Genomic DNA, 20,350 nt, shown 5'->3' on the forward strand with positions numbered 1-20,350 from the left:
GAGGCATTCCCCACGATGGCGCATGTGAATCCAAGCATCTTCCAGTCCGCGCTCGAGCGGCGGTTGCGCGACGAGCTCCTCGCGGGCGAGGACACCCAGCGGGCGCTGCGGCATGTGGACGCGGTGCCGGGCAGGTTCGGCGGCGTCGCGAGGCAGAGGCAGCTGCTCTCGAACGCCTTCAAGCTGACGCGCCCGGTGGCCCCGCGGGTCCTGGATGCGCTGGCCGCCTGCAAGGAGGTCCTGGGCCACGAGGGACCCGTGGATGTGTTCGTCAACCCGGAGCCCATGATCCGGGCCGCGGCGGTGCAGGCCCCGCCGGACACTCCCGCCATCGTTCTGTCCTCCCGGCTCCTGGAGGTGTTCCAGGAGGCCGAGCTGCGCTTCATCCTCGGGCACGAGCTCGGGCACCTCGCCTTCGAGCACTTCACCCTGCCCCTGCCGGCCACGGCCCTGGCCTGGGACGGAGAGGATGGACGATTCGTCTCCCCCGCCACGGCGCTCGGGCTGTACCGGTGGAACCGGGCGGCCGAGGCCAGCGCCGACCGGGCGGGACTGCTGTGCTCCCGGGAGCTGGAGGCCTCCGCGGGCGTCCTGCTCGCACGGGTGAGCGGATGGACCGCAGGCTCGGTGAAGTCCGAGCTGCAGGCGGCGGCGCGCCATGTGGACGCGCTCCTGTCCGATCCATCGGCCCGTGAGCGGCCCAGTGAGGACGATGAGGTACTCGGCGGTTTCCGCGCCCATGCCTTCAGCCCATGGCGGGTGCGTGCCCTCGCGGCGTTCTCCAAGACGAGGACCTTCCTGAAGAGCGCGGGCCGCTATGCGAGCGAGGAGGGACTGTCGGACGAGGAGGCCGACACCCTGCTGGCGTGGGAGCTGCGGGAGCTGGATCCCTCCTACCTGGAGAAGTCCGAGCATCCCGAGCTGCTGAACCTGGCCCTGACGACGGGGAAGCTCCTGCCCGTGCTGGAGCAGCTGTACCAGGAGCGGGCGACCCTGTCCGAGCGGGCCCGGCTGGCGCAGCACTTCGCCTTGATGAAGGCCCCGGACGGCGTCGTGGACAACCTGGGTTACCTGGAGCTGAGGAAGGTGGCCGGAGCGCTGGCGGTGCCCACGTGGCTCGTGGACGAGGCCCTGCGCGGCGCCAGCAATCCCTTGGATTGAATCCTCTCAATCCCGTGGTGGGGACACGAGGATGTGGAGGTCGGGCCACCGCTCGCGCAGGAGCCGCTCCAGCAGCCCGAGTCCCCACCGCTCCGAGCGCCAGCCCCATGCGGCACACGGGCTGTTCTCGCGCGACGACGATCCGGGTGCGCTCACCCGTCTCGGCGGAAGCACCCAGCAACTGGTCGATGTGCCCAGCGATCTCGTCAAGCCTCATGGTTGCAAGGATATCCACCCAATCCCTACCAATCCAGCAAAACGAATGTCTGTCTTTATCTAAATACATAAAAAACACATCAAATTATAGTTTGTATTTACTTAAAAAAGAAAAACATATCGTCACAATCACAAAAGACAAACATAGACAAAAACAAATACAGACTTCCACTCCACAATCCCTGACAGGAAATCAAGACTATGGAATTAATTTCTGTATTTGATTGCTCCATTCTGACACACAAAAGACGCCAATGTAAGTGCGACACACACCAGTTCTTGGGCATGAAGATGTCGTGAGATGTAGGCATGATGGGGCTCAACAAAGAGGTCCCCCAGGTATGCTGATGTAGGCACGATATCCGGACGGAGAGGGCCTGTCCGGGACGAGCCCATCGAGATGTAGGTTCGAGCCATGAACGGCATGGCAGCGCCCGAGAAGCTCCTCCAGCCCGGTTGCCCCTGGTGGGACATGCGGGTCGCCTGGGGCGAGCCGAACGTGAAGTGGTGCGAGGCCACGGTCTGCGCCTGGGTGAACGAGCCCGCGAACGCCTGGTCCAACCTCGCCTACCTGGCGGTGGCGTGCTGGTGTGCGTGGCGGTGGCGGCTCACGGGCAGCCGCGCCATGGGGCGCTTCGCTTGGACGACGGGGCTCGTGGGGGCGTTCTCCTTCGCCTTCCACGCGACGAACACCTTCGCCACCCAGCTCCTGGACTTCGTGGGGATGTACGTGCTCGCCTTCCTGCTGGTGGCGCTGAACCTACACCGCCTGGGTTGGCTGCCTCGCGAGCGGGTGGGCACGGTCCACGCCGGGCTGACGGTGGGGTGCACCCTGCTCGTGCCGGTGCTGAGGCTCGCCGGGTTCCCCTACCAGCTCGTGGTGCTGGGGGCGGTGCTGGTGATCGTGGGAACCGAGATCCGCCTGTCCCGGCGGAAGGACCCGCGAGAGTCGTACCGGGACTTCTGGCTCGCGGTGGGGCTGATGGCCGCGGCGGCGGCGTGCTCGGTGGCGGACGTGACGCGGGCGTGGTGCGACCCGGACAATCACTGGGTGCAGGGACATGCGGCCTGGCATGTCCTGAGTGCGCTCGCGCTGCTGTTCACCGCGCGGCACCACGCCGGGCTGGAGCTCAGGCGTCAGCGCCCTCGTAGCTGATGCGCAGCCCCTGGTGGGTCACCGTGAGGAGGGGGCGGCCAAACCAGCCGCAGTGCTTGCAGACGCCGTGGGTACCGGCTGCCGAGACGCGCACCGGCAGATCCGCGCCGCACGAGGGGCAACCCTCGGGCAGCGTGTAATCGCGCGTCGGCACCTGGACATGGGAGACGTCGGTCATTGATCAGGAGTAACGCAGGCACCGGGCCATGCAAGCCGCGCCCCGGTGCCCCCCCGCGTGCCTGAGCCGGCGCGTCGGCCTGACCGTCAGACAGGCAGGCAGACAGCCATTCGAGCGCCGTGTGGCCTCACTCCTCGGTGGAGCGGGTGAAATGAATTGAATCGACACACATCCAGCGAGCAGCCAGGCGTCGAGACACATACGGCCAGGAGAGTTGATTTCACTCCCCGGGGACAAGCCTCTTGGAAACTTTCGTCAGGGCAGGACTTTCTCGTATTTCCGCGAAAACTTCTATCAGCATTGCAATCACTCTCATCCAATACATGAAGAAGAGGGATTGATGGTGGCCGCCGCGTTGGATCGCGAGTCTGGTTTTATGTCAAAGAATTGGACCCGAAGTCGCGAGGTACCTCATGTCCTCCAGCGCGCGTTGGTTGTTGCTCCTGGTCCCCGGGATGTTGTTCTTCTACACCCTCAGCGGAGCACCCCGTGAAGCCGAGGCCGCCCCACGCGGTGGAGGGGTGTGCAAGAAGTGTCCGCCAGACGCGGGCACGGGCGGCTCCGATGCGGGCACTCCGGACGCGGGCACGGGTGGCTCGGACGCGGGCACGGGCTCGGATGCGGGTACTCCGGACGCGGGCACGGGCGGCTCGGACGGTGGCACGGTTCCGCCCACGGACTGCCTCGGCCAGCCGCTGCTCGATTCACTCGGGAAGGATCACGTGCTCGTCGGAGGACAGACGGACAGCTCCGTGGCCGGGCTGGCTCCGTTCGACATCCGATACATCTACCTCGCGGGTGGCCTGTTCGACAGCGCGGAGCCGTGCAACTCGTGCAGCACGAGCTGCTCCTCCGCCGGACAGTCCTGCTCCAACTGGAATCCCAATGGCTGCGGCTGGTGGGGGTGCTGGCAGTGGGACCAGATTCCTCCGGGGCAGTACCTGCGTGACTACTTCCAGCAGACGATCAATCTGGGACAGGTCCCGATGATCACCTATTACCAGATGCTCCACGCCAGCCGTGTCTCCGAGGGCTCGCCGGAGGTGGCCGCGGCGCAGACCGTCTCCTTGATGCAACGTTATTACAATGACTGGCGTTTCGTGTTGCAGCAGATTGGTACTTCCACCGCATTGCTTCACATCGAGCCGGACTTCTGGGCGTACGCGCAGCAGGTGAACACCAATCCTCACATGATTCCGGCGGCGGTCGCCTCGGCCAATCCCACGGATTGCGCGAACGTGGAGAACACCATCGCCGGCATGGGCCGCTGCATGATCGCCATGGTCCGCAAGTACGCCCCCAACGCCAAGGTGGGCCTGCATGCCTCGGCGTGGGCCACGAAGATCGACGCCATGATGAACACCAACCCCGCGCTCGACGTGGAGGGCGAGGCCCGCAAGGTGGCGGACTTCCTCAGGGAGTGCGGTGGCGCCAACGGGGACTTCGTCGTGGTGGAGACGAGCGACCGCGACGCCCAGTACTACCAGGTGCGTCTGGGCCGGAACAGCTGGTGGGATACGGCCAACACCACGCTCCCACACTTCCGTCAGGCCTTCCGGTTCGCCAAGGCGCTCTCGGAGCGGATGGGCCGGCCCAACATCTGGTGGCAGATCCCCGTGGGCAACATGTCCATGCCCGGTTACGACCAGCACTGGAAGGACAACCGTCTGGACTACTTCTTCGATCACCCGCAGGAGGTGGCCGCCGCCCACGGTATCGGCATGATCTTCGGCGCGGGCGAGCAGGCCCAGACGAACCCCTCCACCGACAGCGGGCACCTGGTGCTGCGGACGAACAACTACTTCCTCACTGGTGGGCAGCCCGCCTGCCTCAACGCCAGCATGCCCTGAGCGAGGCCGCGGGCCCGGCGGGCGTCAGGGGTGCGCTCCTGACGCTCGCGCTTGACATCGGCTCGCCGTCCGGGCCTGGGTAGGGGCCGCATGGATGAGACTCCGCCCTCCCCGCTGCCCTTCCCGACGAGCCTCTGTCACCGCTGCGCGGCGCCGCCGAAGTACGTGAGGACGAAGACGTCCACGTTCATCCTCTGCCCGCTGTTGCCGCAGAAATACGCGCCCCAGCCGGTGCTCCGGTGTCCCCTCTTCCGGCCGAAGTCCCCGGAGCCGGAAGCGAAGTAGGGGCACCCGGCGTGCTCAGCCCAGGTGCTGCAGCTCGCGCGAGAGCTGGGTCTCCAGGTCCCGGATGTTGCGGTACACGAGGCAGCGGTAGGCCGCGACGTCGAACTTGAGTTCCTTGAGATCGCGGACGAGCAGGATGGTGGGCCGTCCCCTGCCCCACGCGTAGCCGACCTCCAGGTACACGTTGGGGTTGGCCATGGACAGGTCCGCGATGACGACCTTCGCGGTGTCGATGCGCTCCTTGATCCGCTGGATGATGGCGCCCTCGAACACGGCTTGATCCACGCGCTCGCACAGGAGCCCCGCGCCCTTCACGGGGCCCAGGATGCCGTAGTGGTAGACGTCCTCCATCTCGGAGGCGAAGGGCATGGCGACGAAGGCGTGGGGCTTGGCCAGCGACTGCGCCCCGGCCGTGGCCATGGGCGGCGCCTGGACGTGCTGGCTCGTGCGCTTGACGCGGAAGCCCCAGCCGCTCGTCAGGGGCTCCACCCCCGGGCTCTTCCCGAGTCCCCGCTCCAGCGCCGTGCGAAGCCGGTCCGCCCGCTTCTGCTGCAGCTCCACCACGGTGATGCGCTCCAGCCCCTGGGGCCCGGCACCCCGCATGAAGGCCTCGACGAGGCCTCCGACGAGCGCGAGCGCCGCCTCGTCCTCGTCCAGGCCGTAGTTGGGGCCGTGCACCGTGCAGGCGACGTGGCGGATGTCCGGGCGCGACTCGAGCGCCTTGAGCGCCCGGGCCGCGAACTGGCGAATCTCGTGGTAGCCGAACTTCCCCAGCTTCACGGTGCCGAGGAAGAGGGCCAGGGGCGCGCCGATGGCGCCTCGCGTCTCGATGAAGACATGCTCCCCGATGGGCACCGAGAAGCTCGCCATCGGGATGCCCGCCTGGACGAGCCGCGAGGCCACGGCCTGATCCGCGCCGTAGAAGCTCTGGGCGTGCTTGAGCAGCACCACGTCCGCGCGCGTATCGGTGATGTTTCCGGCTTCCAGAACGAGATCGAGGGCAGCGCTCATCGGGAGGGACTGTCTCACGGAGGGGGCGGGCCCGTCACCGGGGCGCGACCTCGACCGCGCCTCCCGGCTCCACCGTCACGCGCACGGGCAGGAAGCGCTCGATGAGCCACGCGTGCGTGGTGAGGTGCTCCGTCACCCGCGCCGTCGTGTAGCGCGTCGTCCCCGGAGACGAGGGGCCCAACAGGCCCGCCGCCAGCAGCGCCGCGGGCAGGAGGATCTGATCCCCGAGGTGCTCGTCCAGCGCGCCCCCGCTCTCCATGAAGCGCGCCACCTCCTCCGCCGCCTCGCGCCCCACGTCCTCCGCGGGAAGTCCCCGCTTCCCCAGGGCCGTGAAGCCGGCGAGGGTGTTCTCGAACTGCGCCAGGATGAACGTCACCGTGCCCACCGAGTGCGTCACCGGCAGCGGCCGGTTCTCCGCGTGGCTGTAGATGCCCCGCTCGCGCAGCGCCGCCACCGCCGCCTTGGACTGACGCTCCGCGATGCCAAAGGGCAACCCGCCCACGAACGAGCCCACCGCGATGTCCCGCAGCGTCCCGCGGGAGGGCAGCTCCACCCGGTTCGGTGGATCCCTCACCGGCTCCACCTCGGCGATGAACTCTCCCGCCCCCTGCGGGTAGAAGCCCGCGTGCACCAGGCGCAACGAGGCGTTCAGCCCGTAGGCCTTCGCCACCGGCAGCCACACCCCCACCACGTAGTGGTAGCTGGGGCTGTGCGGCAGGTGCGTCCCCCCGCGCAGGGTGAGCGAGCCGCCCCCCGCCAGCGCCAGCGGGTAGAAGAGGCACTGGAAGAGCAGCGGCGTGCTGCCCGCCGTCCCCACCTCCAGCACGTAGTTGCCCGGGTGCACCGGCCCCGGCTCGAAGCGCAGCTCCGAGGCGCCCACCGCCGCGCCCTCGCTCTGGCCCCCGCTGATGGCCTCCGCGCCCCGCACGCAGGCGAGGTGCTGCGGCCTCAACCCCGGCGGCTGGCGGTGGGCCCGCACGTTCTTCATGTGGAAGGGCCTCCCGGTGATGAGCGACAGCGAGAGCGCCGAGCGGAGGATCTGCCCTCCTCCCTCCCCCTCGCTTCCGTCGAGCTCCACCGGTCCGTCGTGGCGGTCCGTGCCTGCCATGCCCCTTCCCCTCCGAGAAAGTCCCGCGCAGCCTAGCAGAAGGCTTTCGGGTACTGTCCGCCCGCCGTGGCCCTCGCCATCTTCCTGTTCACCTACGTCTTCATCGCCGGTATCCGCCTCCCCTTCCCCCGGCTGGATCGCCCCGGAGGCGCGCTCGTGGGCGCCGTCCTCATGGTGGTGGCCGGTATCGTCGCCCCCTCCGAGGTCTTCAACTACAGCGCCGATCCCTCCCGGCACGCCGTGGACATGGACACGCTCGTGCTCCTGCTGGGGATGATGTTACTCGCGGACTACCTCTCGCAGGCCTCCTTCTTCCGAGCGGCCGGTGCCTGGGCGCTGCGCAAGGCCCATACGCCCCGGCTGCTGCTCGTGGCCGTGGCCTGCACCAGCGCCTTCCTGTCCGCCTTCCTCGTCAACGACACCCTCTGTCTCATGCTCACCCCGCTGGTGCTGGTGGTCGTCGAGGACGCGCGGCTGCCTCCCATCCCGTACCTGCTGGCCGTGTGCATGGCCTCCAACTCGGGCTCGGTGGCCACCTTCACCGGCAACCCCCAGAACATGCTCATCCAGGGCGCCTCCGGGCTGCCCTATGCGCAGTTCGTGGCCTACATGGCGCTGCCGGCCGTGCTCTCCACCGGCGTGGTCATCGCGGGGCTCCTCTTCGTCTTCCGCAAGCAGCTCTCCCACGAGCGCTTCGACACGCACCCGCCTCCGCCTCCCGTGGATCGGCCGCTGCTCGGGCTCACGCTCGCCACGCTCGTGGGCGTGGTCGCCGCCTTCTTCATCGGCCTGCCCATGAGCTGGAGCGCCCTGGCCGGCGCCGCGGTGGTGATGACGCTCTCCCGCCGCGCCCCGCCCCGTCAGGCCATCGAGCGCGTGGACTACGTCCTGCTGCTCTTCTTCGCCTGCCTCTTCGTGGTCGTCTACGGCGTCAACAAGGCCGGCTGGGCGGATGACATCTACCGCGTCTTCTCGCCCTTCATGTCCGGGCCGCCCTGGCGCGAGACGCTCGGCTTCGCCGGGCTGACGCTCGTGGCCTCCAACCTCTTCAGCAACGTGCCCTTCGTCATGCTGGCGCGCGCCTGGGTGCCCACGCTGCATGATCCCGTGCTGGGCTGGCACGTGCTGGCGCTCGGCTCCACCCTGGCCGGCAACCTCACCCTGGTGGGCAGCGTGGCCAACCTCATCGTCTTCGAGGCCGCGCGCGGCAAGGCCGAACTCAGCTTCCTCGGCTACCTGCGGGTGGGTTTGCCCATCACGCTCGTCAGCTTCGTGCTGGGGCTCGCGGTGCTCCTCGCGGAGCACGCGCTCTTCTGAGCACTACGGATCCGGATCCGGCAGCTCGCCCGGCCCCAGCTCGGGCTCGGCGGGCTTCGGCGGCGCCGGCAGCTCACGGCCCGTGGAGTGGACGCTGTCGCCCTCTTGCGGCGGCGGCGCGCCCGGCTTGCGATCCGGCGGACGCAGCTCCTCGGCGAACTGCGCGGCGACCACGTCCAGCATCGACGTCAGCTCCTGGCGGAACAGCGACGGATCCTTCCCCACCTTGAAGGGATCCAGGTGCTCGGCGCCCTCGGCCACGCGGTCCACCTGGAAGGGACGGCGCCAGAGCTCCGTACGCCCGTTGATCTTGAACATGCGCGCATAGCCCCGCATGTACGCCCCCGCGTGCCCCTTCACGCTGCGCATGCCGTAATCCTGGATGACGAACTCCACCACCGAGTCCGCTCCCAGCCGCGTCAGCAAGTCGTAGTCCGGGGCGTTCGCTGGCACCTCCTCCACCAGGAAGCTCTCCAGCATCGTCGCCACCCGCGCCGGATCCAACGTGTCCACCCACGGCCGCTCCTCGGGGAGCTGCCGGAACGTATTCACCCGCAGGCGCTCGGAGACCTCGAAGCGCGTCACCGCCGCGGTCAGCTTCGCCTGCAGCCGGCGATCCGCCTCCTTCGGCTCCAGCTTCTTGAGCTTGTCCTTGTAGGCGCTGTCGTCCCGGAACACGAGGCTGTGCGGGCCCGCCTCCAGCTCGATCCGGGAGATGAACGCGGGCCGCGACACGCGATCCAGATCCGCGCCCGCGAGCCGCTGCGAAGCACAACCCCCAGTGAGAAGCACCACCCATACGAGGAATGAGATTCGCCCCATTCCTCACACATACAGCATTTTTCCGCTTCTACCCAACGCACGGCGTCAAGGGACGGACACTCTCTCCCAGGGGGAGCAGGCTTCAGAACAGCACCAGCTCCTCGTGAGGCTCCAACGTCTCCCCGTGGACGTGGGGATGCCCTCCGAGGAGGGCCTCGTTGCTGCGCTGGCGGGCCTCGGAGAGCTCGGAAACGAGCTCGAGGATCTGCGGGTGGGTGAGGATGAGGGTGTCGAAGTCCTCGCGGGGCAGCCGCAGCAGCGAGGTGTTGCGGGCGGCCGTCACGGTGGCGTTGGCGGGCGTCTTCTGCAGCAGGGACATCTCGCCGAACAGCTCGCCCTCGTGCAGCCGGGCCAGGGACTGCTCGCCCTTGGTGACGGCCACCTCGCCGGAGAGCACCACGTAGAGGCCGTCCACCTGGTGGCCCTCGTGGATGATGGTGTCGCCCCGGCGCACCTCGCGGGCCCGGAAGCGCTCCACCAGCTCGCGCCGATCCTTGCGGCCGAAGGGCTGGAAGATCGCCGAGGTGTTCACCACGTCCGACAGCAGCCGCTGCCGGCAGAAGCGCCTCAGCGCCCGGGCCACCTGCGGGTAGCTGCGCGAGAGGCCCGCGAGCACCGGCGCGGAGATCTCCAGCACCTGCGTCTCCTCGGAGGCGCTCACCACCGAGGCCGAGCGCGGCGCGCCCGACAGCAGCGCCATCTCACCGAAGAAGGCGCCCTCGCCCAGCTGGGCCAGCTCGCGCTGCTCGCCGCCGGCCTGGCGCACGATGCGCACCCGGCCCGCGCAGATGACGTAGAAGGCATCGCCCTTGGTGCCCTGCTCGATGATGCGTCCGCCCTCGGGGAAGCGGCGCAGCGGGCAGCGCTCGAACAGCGCGATGAAGGCGTCGCGCGGCAGGTCCGAGAAGAGCGGAATCTTCGGCAGCGCCTCGTCCTGGGGGGCCGCCTCGGCGATGGGCTCCTCGGCCTCCGGCGTGCCCGGCTCTTCCATCGCGGGGGCGGACGCCACGGGTTCCGCGAGCTGCCCCGCGCCCGCGAGTGCCGCCAGCTCCACCGCGTGCAGCAGCGAGTCCGCCTGGACGGCCAGCTCCGTGAAGGGCGTGCTGCCCGGCACCGGAGGCTGGAAGTCCACGCCGTCCTGGGGCGTGAAACGCTCGAGGCGCGGCGAAGCGGGGCCCACCGCCGCCACCCGGAGGGGCTGGGGCGGAGGCTCGGGTGTGGCGGGCGCGGGGTTCGGCTCCATCTCCGTCACGGCCGGACGGAGGTCGCTCGAACGGCGGCGCAGACCGGGAGGCCCGGACTTCGCCACGGCGGCCTGGGCGGGCGCGGCCTCCGGGCTCCCCTCCTCCGCGCCGCTGAGATCCAGCTCCACCTCGATGTCCGCCGCGGGCGCGGCGGGAGGCTCGGCCCCCGTCTCCTCGATGTCCAGCTCCACCTCGATGCCCGACAGGGACGAGGCGGCCTTGAACCCGGGCGCGGGCGTGGGCGCGGGCTCCCGGGCGGACGCCTCCTCCGAGGCCAGGGCCTCGTCGACGTCCGGCGGCAGCTCGATGAAGAACGCGGACGGCTTCGCCACCGGAGGCGCTTCCAGGGGCTTGGGCGTCACCGCGCGAGCCGCGCCTCCCGCTCCACCCCGGCGGGCGTAGAGGTTGGCGAGCATCTGCTGCACGCCCTGGTGCGACGCATCCAGCTCCAGGATGAGCTTGCTGGCGGCGATGGCGCGCGGGAGGAACCCCTCGCGGGCGAAACCCTCGGCGGCGGCCTGGTAGGCGGAGATGGCGCGGGCGTTCTCGCCCACCTTCACCCAGGCATCTCCCAGCCGCACGCGCGCCTGGTGGTCCTTCGGGTCCAGCTGACAGTATTCCTCGAAGAGCTCGGCGGCCCGGGCAAAGCGTCCCTTGGTGAGGGCTTCGTTGGCTTTGTCCCTGAGCTGCCGTGGCTCCATGTCAGTGTGCCCCCTCGGCCGCGGTCGTCGTCTTGGCCAACGCCGTCACCGCGGCCTCTCGGACCCGACGGTAGTAGTCACTCTTGAGCGCGTCCAGTGCATCGGCCTGGGCGCCGGTGCCCATCTTCGTGAGCGCCCCCGCCGCCGCGGCCCGGATCTCCGGCAGATCATGGTACAGGTCGCGCGCCACCACCTCGGCCGCCGAGGTGTCGCCGATCTCCCCCAGGGCGGTGAGCAGCTCGCGCCGGCCAACGCCCGAGGGCTCCTCCAGCGCCTTCACCAGCGTGGGCACCGCCTCCTTCGCCTTCAGCCGGCCCAGCAGCGTGGCGGCCAGCACCACCTCGGGGCCGCCGTCGGAGACGACCTTCTGGAGCTCGCCCGCCGCGGAGGCCGGCGCGCCCGCCTTCACGAGCGCATCGAGCACCACCAGCTTCTCGCCGTGGATCTGCGGCAGCAGCTCCACCAGCGCGGATCGTCCGGCCTCGCCCTGCTCGGCGAGCGCCTGGGCCAGGGCCTTCACCAGCTCGCGCTCGGCCTCGAACAGGCCGTTCTTGGCGAGCGCCACGCCCTCGGGCCCCAGCCGCGTCAGGCCCACCAGGGCGGCGGTGCGCACCGTCACGCTGGAGTCACCGGCGAAGCTCTTGAGCAGCTCCAGCGCCCCGGGCGCCTTCACGGACCCGAGCGCGCGCAGCAGCCCGGCCAGCGGCTCGAGCTTGCTCGAGTCCACGTCATCGAACAGCTCGGCGGGCGCGCGCTGCTGCACCACGGGCCGGCCCTGCTCGCGCGCCTTGGCCGCGTTGAGCGCCTTCACGCGGGCCATGAGGCTGGCGTGCTTCTCGCGCTTCGGATTGTCACCGCTCCCCGGCTGGGAGGGATCGAACCCCGGCCCGTAGCGCTCGGGCAGCTTCAGGGTGACCCAGTCCTGGCGGAGCGCCTGCGCGGCCGCGAGCTCCTGCTCGAAGGCCTTCTGCAGCACGGGCGCCGCGGAGGACTCCCCGATGGCCGCGGCCGCGTCCACGGCGAGCGCGCGCAGCGTGGCATCGCCCTGGGTGATGTAGGGCAACACCTTGGGGAGCAGATCCCTGGCCGCGGGGCCGAGGCCGATCACCACCTGCAGTCCGCCCGCGGCGGTGGAGGGACGCGCCAGGCGCTCGACGATGGGCTCCACGGGGCAGCCGCCGCGCTCGCGCATGGCCCGGGCGACGGGGATGGCCTCACTGGTCTCGGCGTCGAGCGCGATGGAGCACAGCGCGGCATCCGTCTGGGGCTGGCGCGGCATGTCGAGCAGGGCGTCGATGGCCAGGGGGCTCACGGAGCTCTTCTCCACCGCCACGGCCTGGAGCCGGGGAATGGCCTGGGGCTCCTGCAGCCGCGTGAGGGCGGTGATGGCGGACTCGCGCAGCTCGGGGAAGCTCTCGTCGAGCAGGGGCAGGATGGCCTGCACGGCGCGCTTGTCGCCCAGGTCCCCCAGGCCGCGCACCGCGGCGGCGGCGAGGACGACCTGGCTGTCGCGCACCAGGGGCACCAGCCGGTTGAAGGCATCCGGACGGCCGCTCTTGCCCAGCTCCTCGGCGGCGCCCACGCGCTCGGGCAGCGAGCCCTCGTTGAGGGTCAGCAGGTTGCGCTCCCAGATGGCCTTGGACTCGGCGGCGACGACCTCGGCCATGGCGCCCGGCACGTTGGCCTGCTTGAGGGCCTGGACGATCACCTGGCGCGTCTGACGGCCGCGGCGGCCGTACTGCAGCGTGAGGTAGGCCTTGGCCTTGTCGTTCTTCACCTGCGCCAGGGCCATGGCCGCCTGACCCTGCACGTCCACGTCGGAGTCCTCGAGCAGCTCGCCGAGCAGATCCACCACGCGGGGATCCTGGCTCTTGCCGAGGGCGGAGGCGGCCTCGCCGCGGACGATGGAGGCCATGTCCTTGGCGGCACGGGTGAAGAGGGCCAGGTCGTCGGGACGGGCGTCCTCGGCGAGCTTCTTCACGGCGAGAGCCCTCACCTCGGGGCGAGGGCTCTGCAGATCCGCGAGGAGCTGATCCCGGCTCCCACTGCACCCGGCGGTGGCGAGAAGGGACAGGACGACAAGGAAGGTGCGCGCGCCGGTTCGCATCGTTCTCCGAGGAGGGAAAGCGTGAGACGCCGGCGGTTATATCAGCGGTGCGCGCGACCGCCCACGACTCAGCGGCCCTTGCGAGGGCCCCCTCGGCCCCTGGGCGCCCCAGCGCCGCGAGGACCGCCGGCCCCCCGGGGACCACCAGCGCCTCGGGGACCACCGGCACCCCGGGGACCACCAGCGCCTCGGGGAGCCCGGGAGTTCCACTCGGAGGAGGGACCCGGCTTCTTCGCGCGCCAGTTCACGAAGGACTTCGAGCCCTCGCCAGCCTCCTCGCCTCCCGGGCGTGCCGCACCGCGGCGCTCCTCACTACCCCGAGGACCCGCGCCGAACGGCTTGCGCGCGGGACGCTCACCGCGCTCCTCGCCACCGCGAGGCGACCACTCGCGGCGCTCCGGACGGGGCCCACGCGAGGGAACCCGGCGCTCGGCGCTCGGATTCGACGCGAAGGGGCTGCTGCGTTCCGGACGGCCACCGGCATCCTCGCCGAAGGACCTGCGCGCGGGACGAGCACCCCGCTCCTCACCACCGCGAGGCGACCACTCCCGGCGCTCCGGCCGGCCACCCGCGCTCGCGCCGAACGGCTTGCGAGCAGGACGCTCACCGCGCTCCTCACCACCCCGAGGACCCGCGCCAAACGGCTTGCGAGCAGGACGCTCACCGCGCTCCTCGCCACCGCGAGGCGACCACTCCCGGCGCTCTGGACGGCCACCCGCGCCCGCGCCGAACGGCTTGCGAGCAGGACGCTCAGCGCGCTCCCCACCACCCCGAGGACCCGCGCCAAACGGCTTGCGAGCAGGACGCTCTCCGCGCTCCTCACCACCCCGAGGCGACCACTCCCGGCGCTCCGGCCGGCCACCCGCGCCCGCGCCGAAGGACTTCCGGGCAGGACGCTCTCCGCGCTCCTCACCACCCCGAGGACCCGCGCCAAACGGCTTGCGAGCAGGACGCTCACCCCGCTCCTCACCACCCCGAGGACCCGCGCCGAACGGCTTGCGCGCAGGACGCTCACTCCGCTCCCCACCACCCCGAGGCGACCACTCCCGGCGCTCCGGACGGGCACCCGCCCCCGCACCGAACGACTTACGGGCAGGACGCTCACTCCGCTCGCCACGCTCCTCCCGCTCGGGACGGCTGCTCGGAGTCTCCTCGCTCTCGACCTCGTCCTCGCCGGGCGTCCACGTCCCACGGCGCTCGGCTCCACGGCCCGCCGCGCCACGGAACGCCGGACGGGAACCGCCCTCGCCACGCGGGGCGAACGTCTTGCGCGCGGGAGCACCCGCCGCGGCTCGCGCCGGACGCTCCGACTTCACACCCTTGCGCTCGGGACGCTCCGTCCGGGCGGCCTCACGGGGCGCGGGCTTCGCCGCCGCACGCGACCGGGCCGGCGCGGGAGGCGCCTCGTCACCGAAATCATCGTCATCCAGGTCCGCCTCCGCGAAGCCCGGGGCCGAGCGCCCATGGCGCCGCGGCGGCAACCGCAGCTCGCGCTCCGGCGGCGAGGCCTTCCCGTCCGCCACCTCCTGCAGCATGCGCACCTGGCTCTCCGACAGCGGCCGCAGCTCGCCCGGGCGCAGGCCCTCGACGGTGATGCCCGCGTAGGAGGGCCGGAACAGCCGCACCACCGGGGCCCCCACCGCGGCGCACAGCCGCTTGATGAGGTGCGGGCGGCCCTCGGCCACCACCAGCTTCAGCCACGTGTTGCGCTCGGCCTGCTCGAAGACGTCCACGGACAGCGGCGTGGCCATGCCGTCCTCCAGCCGCACGCCGCCGCGCAGCTTCTCCAGCGTGGCCGCGTCCGGCGAGCCCTTCACCTTCGCCAGGTACGTGCGCGGCACCTGGAAGCTCGGGTGCGTCAGCTTGTGCGCCAGCGCCCCGTCGTCCGTGACGAGCAGCGCCCCCTCGGCGTCGTAGTCCAGCCGGCCCACCGGGAAGAGCCGCTTGCCGGTCTCCTCGATGTAGTTGGCCACCGTGGGCCGCCCCTGGGGATCCGAGAGCGTCGTCACGACGCCCACCGGCTTGTAGAGCACGTAGTAGGTGGACTCCTCCGGCGGCGAGACGAGCTTGCCGTCCACCGTCACCAGGTCTCCCGGGGACACCTTGGAGCCCAGCTCGGTCACCTTCTCGTTGTTCACCGTGACGCGGCCCTCGGTGATGAGTTCTTCCGCGTGCCGCCGGGAGGCCACGCCCGCGCGGGCCAGGTACTTCTGCAATCGTTCAGACGCCATTTCCGCCACCTTCCACTTCTTCGTCGACCCGTCAAGCGGGCTCTACTGGCCCCTTATCACCTTCGGCGGGTGGCGGGGTCGGGTTCAGGATGCTGGAGGCGGCCTTCTGCGTCTTCTCCGCGGCGTCCATGGCCTGCTCCAGCTCCTCGAGCGCGGCCTCCGACGCCGCCACGCTCTTGTCCATGCGCTTCTGGAAGTCCGGATCCGCCAGCAGCTCCACGGTGCCGGCGGCACTCGGGGCCGAGGACCGCTCCTTCTCGACAATCTCCTGGTGCTCCTGCGTCAGCTCGTGGAACTCGCGCAGCGTGGGCAGGGCGGACAGGTCCTTCAGGGCGAAGAACTCGAGGAACTCGCGGGTCGTCCCGTACAGCATGGGCCGGCCCACCTCCTCCTTCTTGCCCAGGATCTTGATCAGCTTGCGATCCAACAGCGCCTTGATGACGGCGCCGCAGTCCACGCCGCGGATGTCCTCGATCTCCGGGCGGGTGACGGGCTGGCGGTAGGCGATGATGGCCAGCGTCTCCACGGCGGCGCGGGTGAGGCGCTGGGGCTTCACGCGCAGGTAGCGCCGCACGTACTCGCCCGAGTGCGGATCCGTGCGGAACTGCCAGCCGCCGGACACCTCGTACAGGACGATGCCGCTGATGCCGTCGCGGTGGATGCCGGAGATGAGGTTGAGCGCCTCCTGGATCTTCTCGCGCTCGATGCCGGTGGCCTCGTAGAGCTGATCCAGATCCAACGGCTTCTCGGCCACGAAGAGCACGCTCTCCACGACGGTGCGGATGCGCTCCGGGGAGAGGTTGCGGCTCTTGGCGACGAGCTTCTCGAAGGACGACTGGAGGTCGGGGACCTCGTCGGCCTCGATGGTGGCGGCCTCGGAGTCCTCCAGCTCGTCCTCGTCACCGGGGCCGGTGACGGCGGCGATCTCCTCCTCGGTGAAGGGGCTGGGGCCGCCGGAGGAGCGCGGGGGCTTGCCTCCGGTGTCCTCGGGGCCGTTGTTACCGGTACTCACTCTCATCCACCTCCGTGGGGACCAGCCGTTCCAGGGCATCCCCGTTGGGCGTGAGCATGATGTCCGCCAGGGGGGCTTCCTGGCTCACCTTGAGCAGCCGCCGCTTCACCATCTCCAGGATGGCCAGGAAGGTGATCACCAGCTCCTGACGCGTACGATGCTCATCGAACAGACTCTCGAAGGTACACGCTCCCTGGGCCTTCAGGCGCTCGGCGATGCGCAGGATGGCCTCGGAGATGCTCACCTTCTCGCGCACCACCTCGTGCTGCAGCTTGGGCGTCAGCCGCTCCAGCACCCGGTCGAGCGACTCAATCAGCTTGAGGACGGAGAACTCCTGCAGGCCCACCTCCTCCTCGGGGATGGGCACGGCCTCCACGGGCACGCGGCGCGGGAACACGTCGCGATCCAGGAGGTCCTGCTTCGCCAGCTGCTCGGCGGCGTCCTTGTACTTCTGGTACTCGAGCAGGCGGCGCACCAGCTCGGCGCGAGGGTCGGCGGCCTCCTCCTGCTGCAGCTCCGTCACCGCGTCCGTCGCCTGCTCGGCGGTGTCCTGGCGCGGCAGGAGCATGCGGCTCTTGAGGTGGGCCAGCGTGGCGGCCATCACCAGGAACTCGCCGGCGATGTCGAGGTTGATCTCCCGCATCTTCTCCAGGTGCTCGAGGTACTTCTCGGTGATGAGCGCCAGGGGGATGTCGAAGATGTCGAGCCGGTGCTCCTTGATGAGGTGGAGCAGCAGGTCGAGCGGTCCCTCGAAATTGGGCAAGGCAACGCGGAACGCGTCACCCGGACTGCGGGGCACGTCTGCCTCGAGGGTCTCCTCGGTGGGAGGGGCGCTGCGACGGCCTGCGCTCACCAGACGTCCTTCATGCGCTCAGGGAACGCCCACGGCGCGGCGGACCCGCTGCATGAGCTGGGAGGCCTCGGCACGGGCGCGCTCGGCGCCATCCTGCAGGATACGCTCGAGCTCGGCCGGATCGCGCTTGAGCTCGTCATAGCGCTTGCGGGCCGGGCCGAAGTTCTCGTGGAAGGCCTCGAGGAGCAGCTTCTTGTACTCGCCGTAGCCCTTGCCGCCCGCGCGCCAGGACGCATCCACCTCCTGGAAGCGCTGCTCGGGGAGCATCAGCTTGAGCAGATCGTACAAGGGGGCGTTCTCGGTGGGCTTGGGCGCCTCGACGGCCGTGGAGTCCGTCTTGATGCCCATGATGCGCTTCTTGATCTCCTTCTCTTCTCCGAAGAGCTCGATGGTGTTGCCGTAGGACTTGGACATCTTCTGTCCGTCCACGCCCGGCACCGTGGCGGTGCTCTCCTGGACGCGGGCCTCGGGCAGCTTGAGGATGCCGGGGGCATGGCCCTTCTCCTTGCCCTCGGGATCCTGGGGGTCGTAGCCCGGCACGTAGGTGAGGTTGAACTTCACGGCCCAGTCGCGGGCGAACTCGATGTGCTGGATCTGATCCTTGCCCACCGGCACGTAGTCCGGGCTGTAGAGCAGGATGTCGGCGGCCATCAGCACCGGGTAGGCGAAGAGGCCGAAGTCCGGGCTGATGCCCTTGGCGATCTTGTCCTTGTAGCTGTGAGCGCGCTCGAGGTGGGCGTGGGGCACCACGGTGCCGAGGATCCAGTACAGCTCGAGCACCTCGCGCACGTCGCTCTGCCGGAAGAGGACGGCCTTCTTCGGATCCAGGCCGAGCGACACGTAGGCCATGGCGGCGTCACGCGTCAGCTCCTCGGCGAGCTTGGGCTCGCGCACGGTGGTGAGCGCGTGCAGGTTGGCGATGAAGAAGTAGGCCTGGCCCTCGTCCTGGAGCTGCACGAACTGACGGATGGCGCCGTAGTAGTTGCCGATGTGCAACCGGCCCGACGACTGGACTCCCGAGAGGATCCGCATGACTCCCACGCCTATACACGAAAGGGGTGACAGCCCTGGTTCGCACACCCAGGGCGACCCTGCAACTTTCCTGCAAGCCCGTTGCACGGAATGAACTGGCCCGCCCGCTCCCCGAGCAGACCGACTCCTGGAAACTTCTCGGGAGGCGAGACAAAAGGCCGTGAAATCAAAGGGTTGCCGGGGCTGGCCACCTTCGTTACCCTGCCGTTCCCCCAGCAGGAAGGAAGTCGTCGACATGGAGCGTTTCAAGGGGAATCTGGCCAGCTACCGGCTGCAGCTGTTGATGCCCGCGTTCTTCGAGGCACCCGCGGTGGACGGGATGCTGCGCGTGGAGCGGGGTGCCGTGCGGCGGCACTTCTTCTTCCAACGCGGCGACCTGGTGGGCGAGAGCTCCAGCGAGGCGACGGAGCACCTGGGACAGATGCTGGCGCGGCTGCGGATTCTCGACGCGGAGCGGGCGGCGGTGGCGTTCGAGGCGGCGGAGGTGGCGGGGGTGCCGTTTGGCACCTACGTGGTGGAGCGGGGCCTGGTGGCGAGGGCGCGGCTGCTGGAGGCGATGGGGCACAAGGCGCGCGAGGCGCTCTTCGACTGCTACGGGTGGGAGTCCGGCGAGGTGGAGTTCCGCCCGGGGCTGCCGCCGCTGGGGCGGGCGGTGGAGCTGCAGCTGGGCCTGAAGGAGCTGCACCGGGACGCGCTGGCGCGGCTGCTCGAGTGGAAGGTGTTCTGGAATCTGTTCCCGGGGCCGGCGACGACGTTCGGGGTGTACCGGGAGTTCGCGGTGGAGACGGTGTCGGCGGCGGAGGAGCAGTTGCTGCAGCTGGCCGAGCACGGGGCGACGCTGAGCGAGCTGCTGGCGGCCTCGGCGGAGGGTCCGCTGCACGGGGCGCGCTGGGTGCTGCGCCTGTACCGGCGAGGGGCGCTGACGCCGCGCAAGCCGAGGGGCCCGAAGGTGGGCGAGCAGGCGGAGCTGGCGGATCTGCTGACGCTGGCGCGAGGCCTGGTGGACGGAGGCCGGTACGAGGAAGCGGTGGCGGTGGCGGCGCAGGTGTTGGAGCGGGCGCCGGTGCCGGAGGCGCACACGCTGTACCGGGAGGCGGAGGTGCGGTTGACGGTGGCGCTGGCGGAGGAGGTGCTGGCGCTGGACGGGCGGCTGTACTTCGAGCCGTTGCCGCGCCCTGCCCCGCCGTCGCTGACGGCGGACGACCTGTACCTGTACACGAAGCTGAGGGGCACCCGGACGGTGCGCGAGGCACTGCGGAACACGGCCATGGGCGAGCTGGCGGCATACCGCTCGCTGAAGCGGCTGATGGAAGCGGGCGTCGCGAAGCTGATGCCGGACACCGGGACTCCGAGGCGGCGTGCGAAGACGGAGCCCTTCGGAATCCCGATCGTCGTGCGCTGAGCCCGTGCGATGTCCCCTCTCCCCCTGGGAGAGGGCTAGGGTGAGGGTATAGAAGCCCGTGTGGCACCGGCCCGTGGCCACCACAGCGAGCCCAGCGTCAACGAGAGCCCGTCAAACGGCTCGGCGATGACCGCTCCGTCTCCGCTGTGCAGACCCACGCGCAACCAATCCCTGTCCTGCCGGCGGTAGATCTCCAGGCTGCGAGCCGATGGATCGATGAGCCAGACATGGCTCACGCCCTCGCGGTGGTAGAGCGGCAGTTTGCGTTTCCTGTCGACCCGCTCGGTGGAGGGCGAGAGCACCTCGCACAGCCAATCCGGAGCCACCGTGGAGAAGGGCGCGTCCATGAAGGGCGGGACAGGCATCCGGTCGCGACGCCACCCCGCGAGGTCCGGCACCAGGACGTCCCTGCCGAGGTGGAGCTCCGGCTCGTTGAGGATCCACCACCCACCGCCGGGCCCATGCTGTCCCAGGTCGGAAGCCGGGCCCAGCAGCACTCCAAGTGCCCAGGCCACCCGCAGATGCGGCATGGCCGGTCGCGGAGAAGCCACCAGCTCGTCCCCCAACAACTCCCCCACCCACCCGACCGGCAGCGCCTCGATGTCCTCGTACGTGGCCGGCTTCTTCCCCTTCCCCATCTCCGCACCCCCTACCTCTGTGGTCA

The 20,350-nt window shown here is 70.0% G+C and carries 17 protein-coding genes; 6 read left to right on the top strand and 11 right to left on the bottom strand.

What is annotated here, in order from left to right:
• The first annotated feature begins 24 nt into the window (after nt 1-24).
• Both VFZ09_RS03745 and VFZ09_RS03750 read left to right on the top strand, forming a co-directional pair.
• Nucleotides 25-1,161, top strand: coding sequence for a M48 family metallopeptidase (locus VFZ09_RS03745; protein WP_329726075.1), 1,137 nt, complete (start codon nt 25-27; stop codon nt 1,159-1,161).
• A 631-nt stretch (nt 1,162-1,792) separates the two neighbouring features.
• Nucleotides 1,793-2,533 (top strand): ceramidase domain-containing protein, encoded by a 741-nt coding sequence (locus tag VFZ09_RS03750; protein ID WP_329726076.1) that lies wholly within the window; start codon nt 1,793-1,795, stop codon nt 2,531-2,533.
• On the opposite strand, the gene VFZ09_RS03755 is transcribed toward VFZ09_RS03750, so the two are convergent.
• Complete coding sequence (locus VFZ09_RS03755; RefSeq protein WP_329726077.1) at nt 2,508-2,687, bottom strand: hypothetical protein; 180 nt, start codon at nt 2,685-2,687, stop codon at nt 2,508-2,510. The genes VFZ09_RS03750 and VFZ09_RS03755 overlap by 26 nt on opposite strands.
• Before the next feature lie 437 nt (nt 2,688-3,124).
• Here VFZ09_RS03755 and VFZ09_RS03760 point away from each other — a divergent pair, with 437 nt between their 5' ends.
• Both VFZ09_RS03760 and VFZ09_RS03765 read left to right on the top strand, forming a co-directional pair.
• The gene (locus VFZ09_RS03760) at nt 3,125-4,561 is read left to right on the top strand and encodes a hypothetical protein (protein ID WP_329726078.1); all 1,437 of its coding nucleotides are present in this window, start codon (nt 3,125-3,127) and stop codon (nt 4,559-4,561) included.
• 90 nt (nt 4,562-4,651) lie between these two features.
• Nucleotides 4,652-4,846, top strand: a complete 195-nt coding sequence (locus VFZ09_RS03765; protein ID WP_329726079.1) for a hypothetical protein — start codon at nt 4,652-4,654, stop codon at nt 4,844-4,846.
• A gap of 15 nt (nt 4,847-4,861) precedes the next feature.
• On the opposite strand, the gene VFZ09_RS03770 is transcribed toward VFZ09_RS03765, so the two are convergent.
• Both VFZ09_RS03770 and rtcA read right to left on the bottom strand, forming a co-directional pair.
• Nucleotides 4,862-5,857: a hypothetical protein gene (locus VFZ09_RS03770; protein WP_329726080.1), complete on the bottom strand. Its 996-nt coding sequence runs from the start codon at nt 5,855-5,857 to the stop codon at nt 4,862-4,864.
• 34 nt (nt 5,858-5,891) lie between these two features.
• Nucleotides 5,892-6,965, bottom strand: coding sequence for an RNA 3'-terminal phosphate cyclase (gene rtcA, locus VFZ09_RS03775; RefSeq protein ID WP_329726081.1), 1,074 nt, complete (start codon nt 6,963-6,965; stop codon nt 5,892-5,894).
• 66 nt (nt 6,966-7,031) lie between these two features.
• Between rtcA and VFZ09_RS03780 the strand changes: the two genes are divergently transcribed.
• Nucleotides 7,032-8,282 (top strand): SLC13 family permease, encoded by a 1,251-nt coding sequence (locus tag VFZ09_RS03780; protein WP_329726082.1) that lies wholly within the window; start codon nt 7,032-7,034, stop codon nt 8,280-8,282.
• 3 nt (nt 8,283-8,285) lie between these two features.
• On the opposite strand, the gene VFZ09_RS03785 is transcribed toward VFZ09_RS03780, so the two are convergent.
• The 7 genes from VFZ09_RS03785 to trpS all read right to left on the bottom strand — a co-directional run bounded on the left by VFZ09_RS03785 (nt 8,286) and on the right by trpS (nt 18,284).
• Nucleotides 8,286-9,104 (bottom strand): hypothetical protein, encoded by an 819-nt coding sequence (locus tag VFZ09_RS03785; RefSeq protein ID WP_329726083.1) that lies wholly within the window; start codon nt 9,102-9,104, stop codon nt 8,286-8,288.
• Between the two features lie 82 nt (nt 9,105-9,186).
• On the bottom strand, nt 9,187-11,049 hold the full coding sequence (locus VFZ09_RS03790) for a cyclic nucleotide-binding domain-containing protein (RefSeq protein ID WP_329726084.1): 1,863 nt from the start codon (nt 11,047-11,049) through the stop codon (nt 9,187-9,189).
• 1 nt (nt 11,050) lies between these two features.
• Nucleotides 11,051-13,156, bottom strand: a complete 2,106-nt coding sequence (locus VFZ09_RS03795) for a HEAT repeat domain-containing protein (protein WP_329726085.1) — start codon at nt 13,154-13,156, stop codon at nt 11,051-11,053.
• Nucleotides 13,157-13,224: 68 nt separating this feature from the next.
• Nucleotides 13,225-15,387, bottom strand: a complete 2,163-nt coding sequence (locus VFZ09_RS03800) for a pseudouridine synthase (RefSeq protein ID WP_329726086.1) — start codon at nt 15,385-15,387, stop codon at nt 13,225-13,227.
• 31 nt (nt 15,388-15,418) lie between these two features.
• Nucleotides 15,419-16,399 (bottom strand): SMC-Scp complex subunit ScpB, encoded by a 981-nt coding sequence (gene scpB, locus VFZ09_RS03805; protein ID WP_329726087.1) that lies wholly within the window; start codon nt 16,397-16,399, stop codon nt 15,419-15,421.
• Nucleotides 16,386-17,252 carry a segregation and condensation protein A gene (locus tag VFZ09_RS03810; RefSeq protein ID WP_414640669.1) on the bottom strand — a complete coding sequence of 289 codons (867 nt, stop codon included), beginning with the start codon at nt 17,250-17,252 and terminating at the stop codon, nt 16,386-16,388. Before VFZ09_RS03810 ends, scpB begins: the two co-directional genes overlap by 14 nt.
• Nucleotides 17,253-17,270: 18 nt before the next feature.
• Nucleotides 17,271-18,284 (bottom strand): tryptophan--tRNA ligase, encoded by a 1,014-nt coding sequence (trpS, locus tag VFZ09_RS03815; protein ID WP_329726089.1) that lies wholly within the window; start codon nt 18,282-18,284, stop codon nt 17,271-17,273.
• 235 nt (nt 18,285-18,519) lie between these two features.
• Between trpS and VFZ09_RS03820 the strand changes: the two genes are divergently transcribed.
• Complete coding sequence (locus tag VFZ09_RS03820; protein ID WP_329726090.1) at nt 18,520-19,686, top strand: DUF4388 domain-containing protein; 1,167 nt, start codon at nt 18,520-18,522, stop codon at nt 19,684-19,686.
• A gap of 35 nt (nt 19,687-19,721) precedes the next feature.
• Here the strand turns inward: VFZ09_RS03820 and VFZ09_RS03825 are convergent, their stop codons facing one another.
• A complete protein-coding gene (locus VFZ09_RS03825) occupies nt 19,722-20,324 on the bottom strand; it encodes a Uma2 family endonuclease (protein WP_329726091.1) in 603 nt (200 codons plus the stop codon).
• Nucleotides 20,325-20,350: the final 26 nt, after the last annotated feature.

Source organism: Archangium sp. (genome assembly GCF_036277355.1).
In the GTDB taxonomy this organism is placed as follows: Bacteria; Myxococcota; Myxococcia; order Myxococcales; family Myxococcaceae; genus Archangium.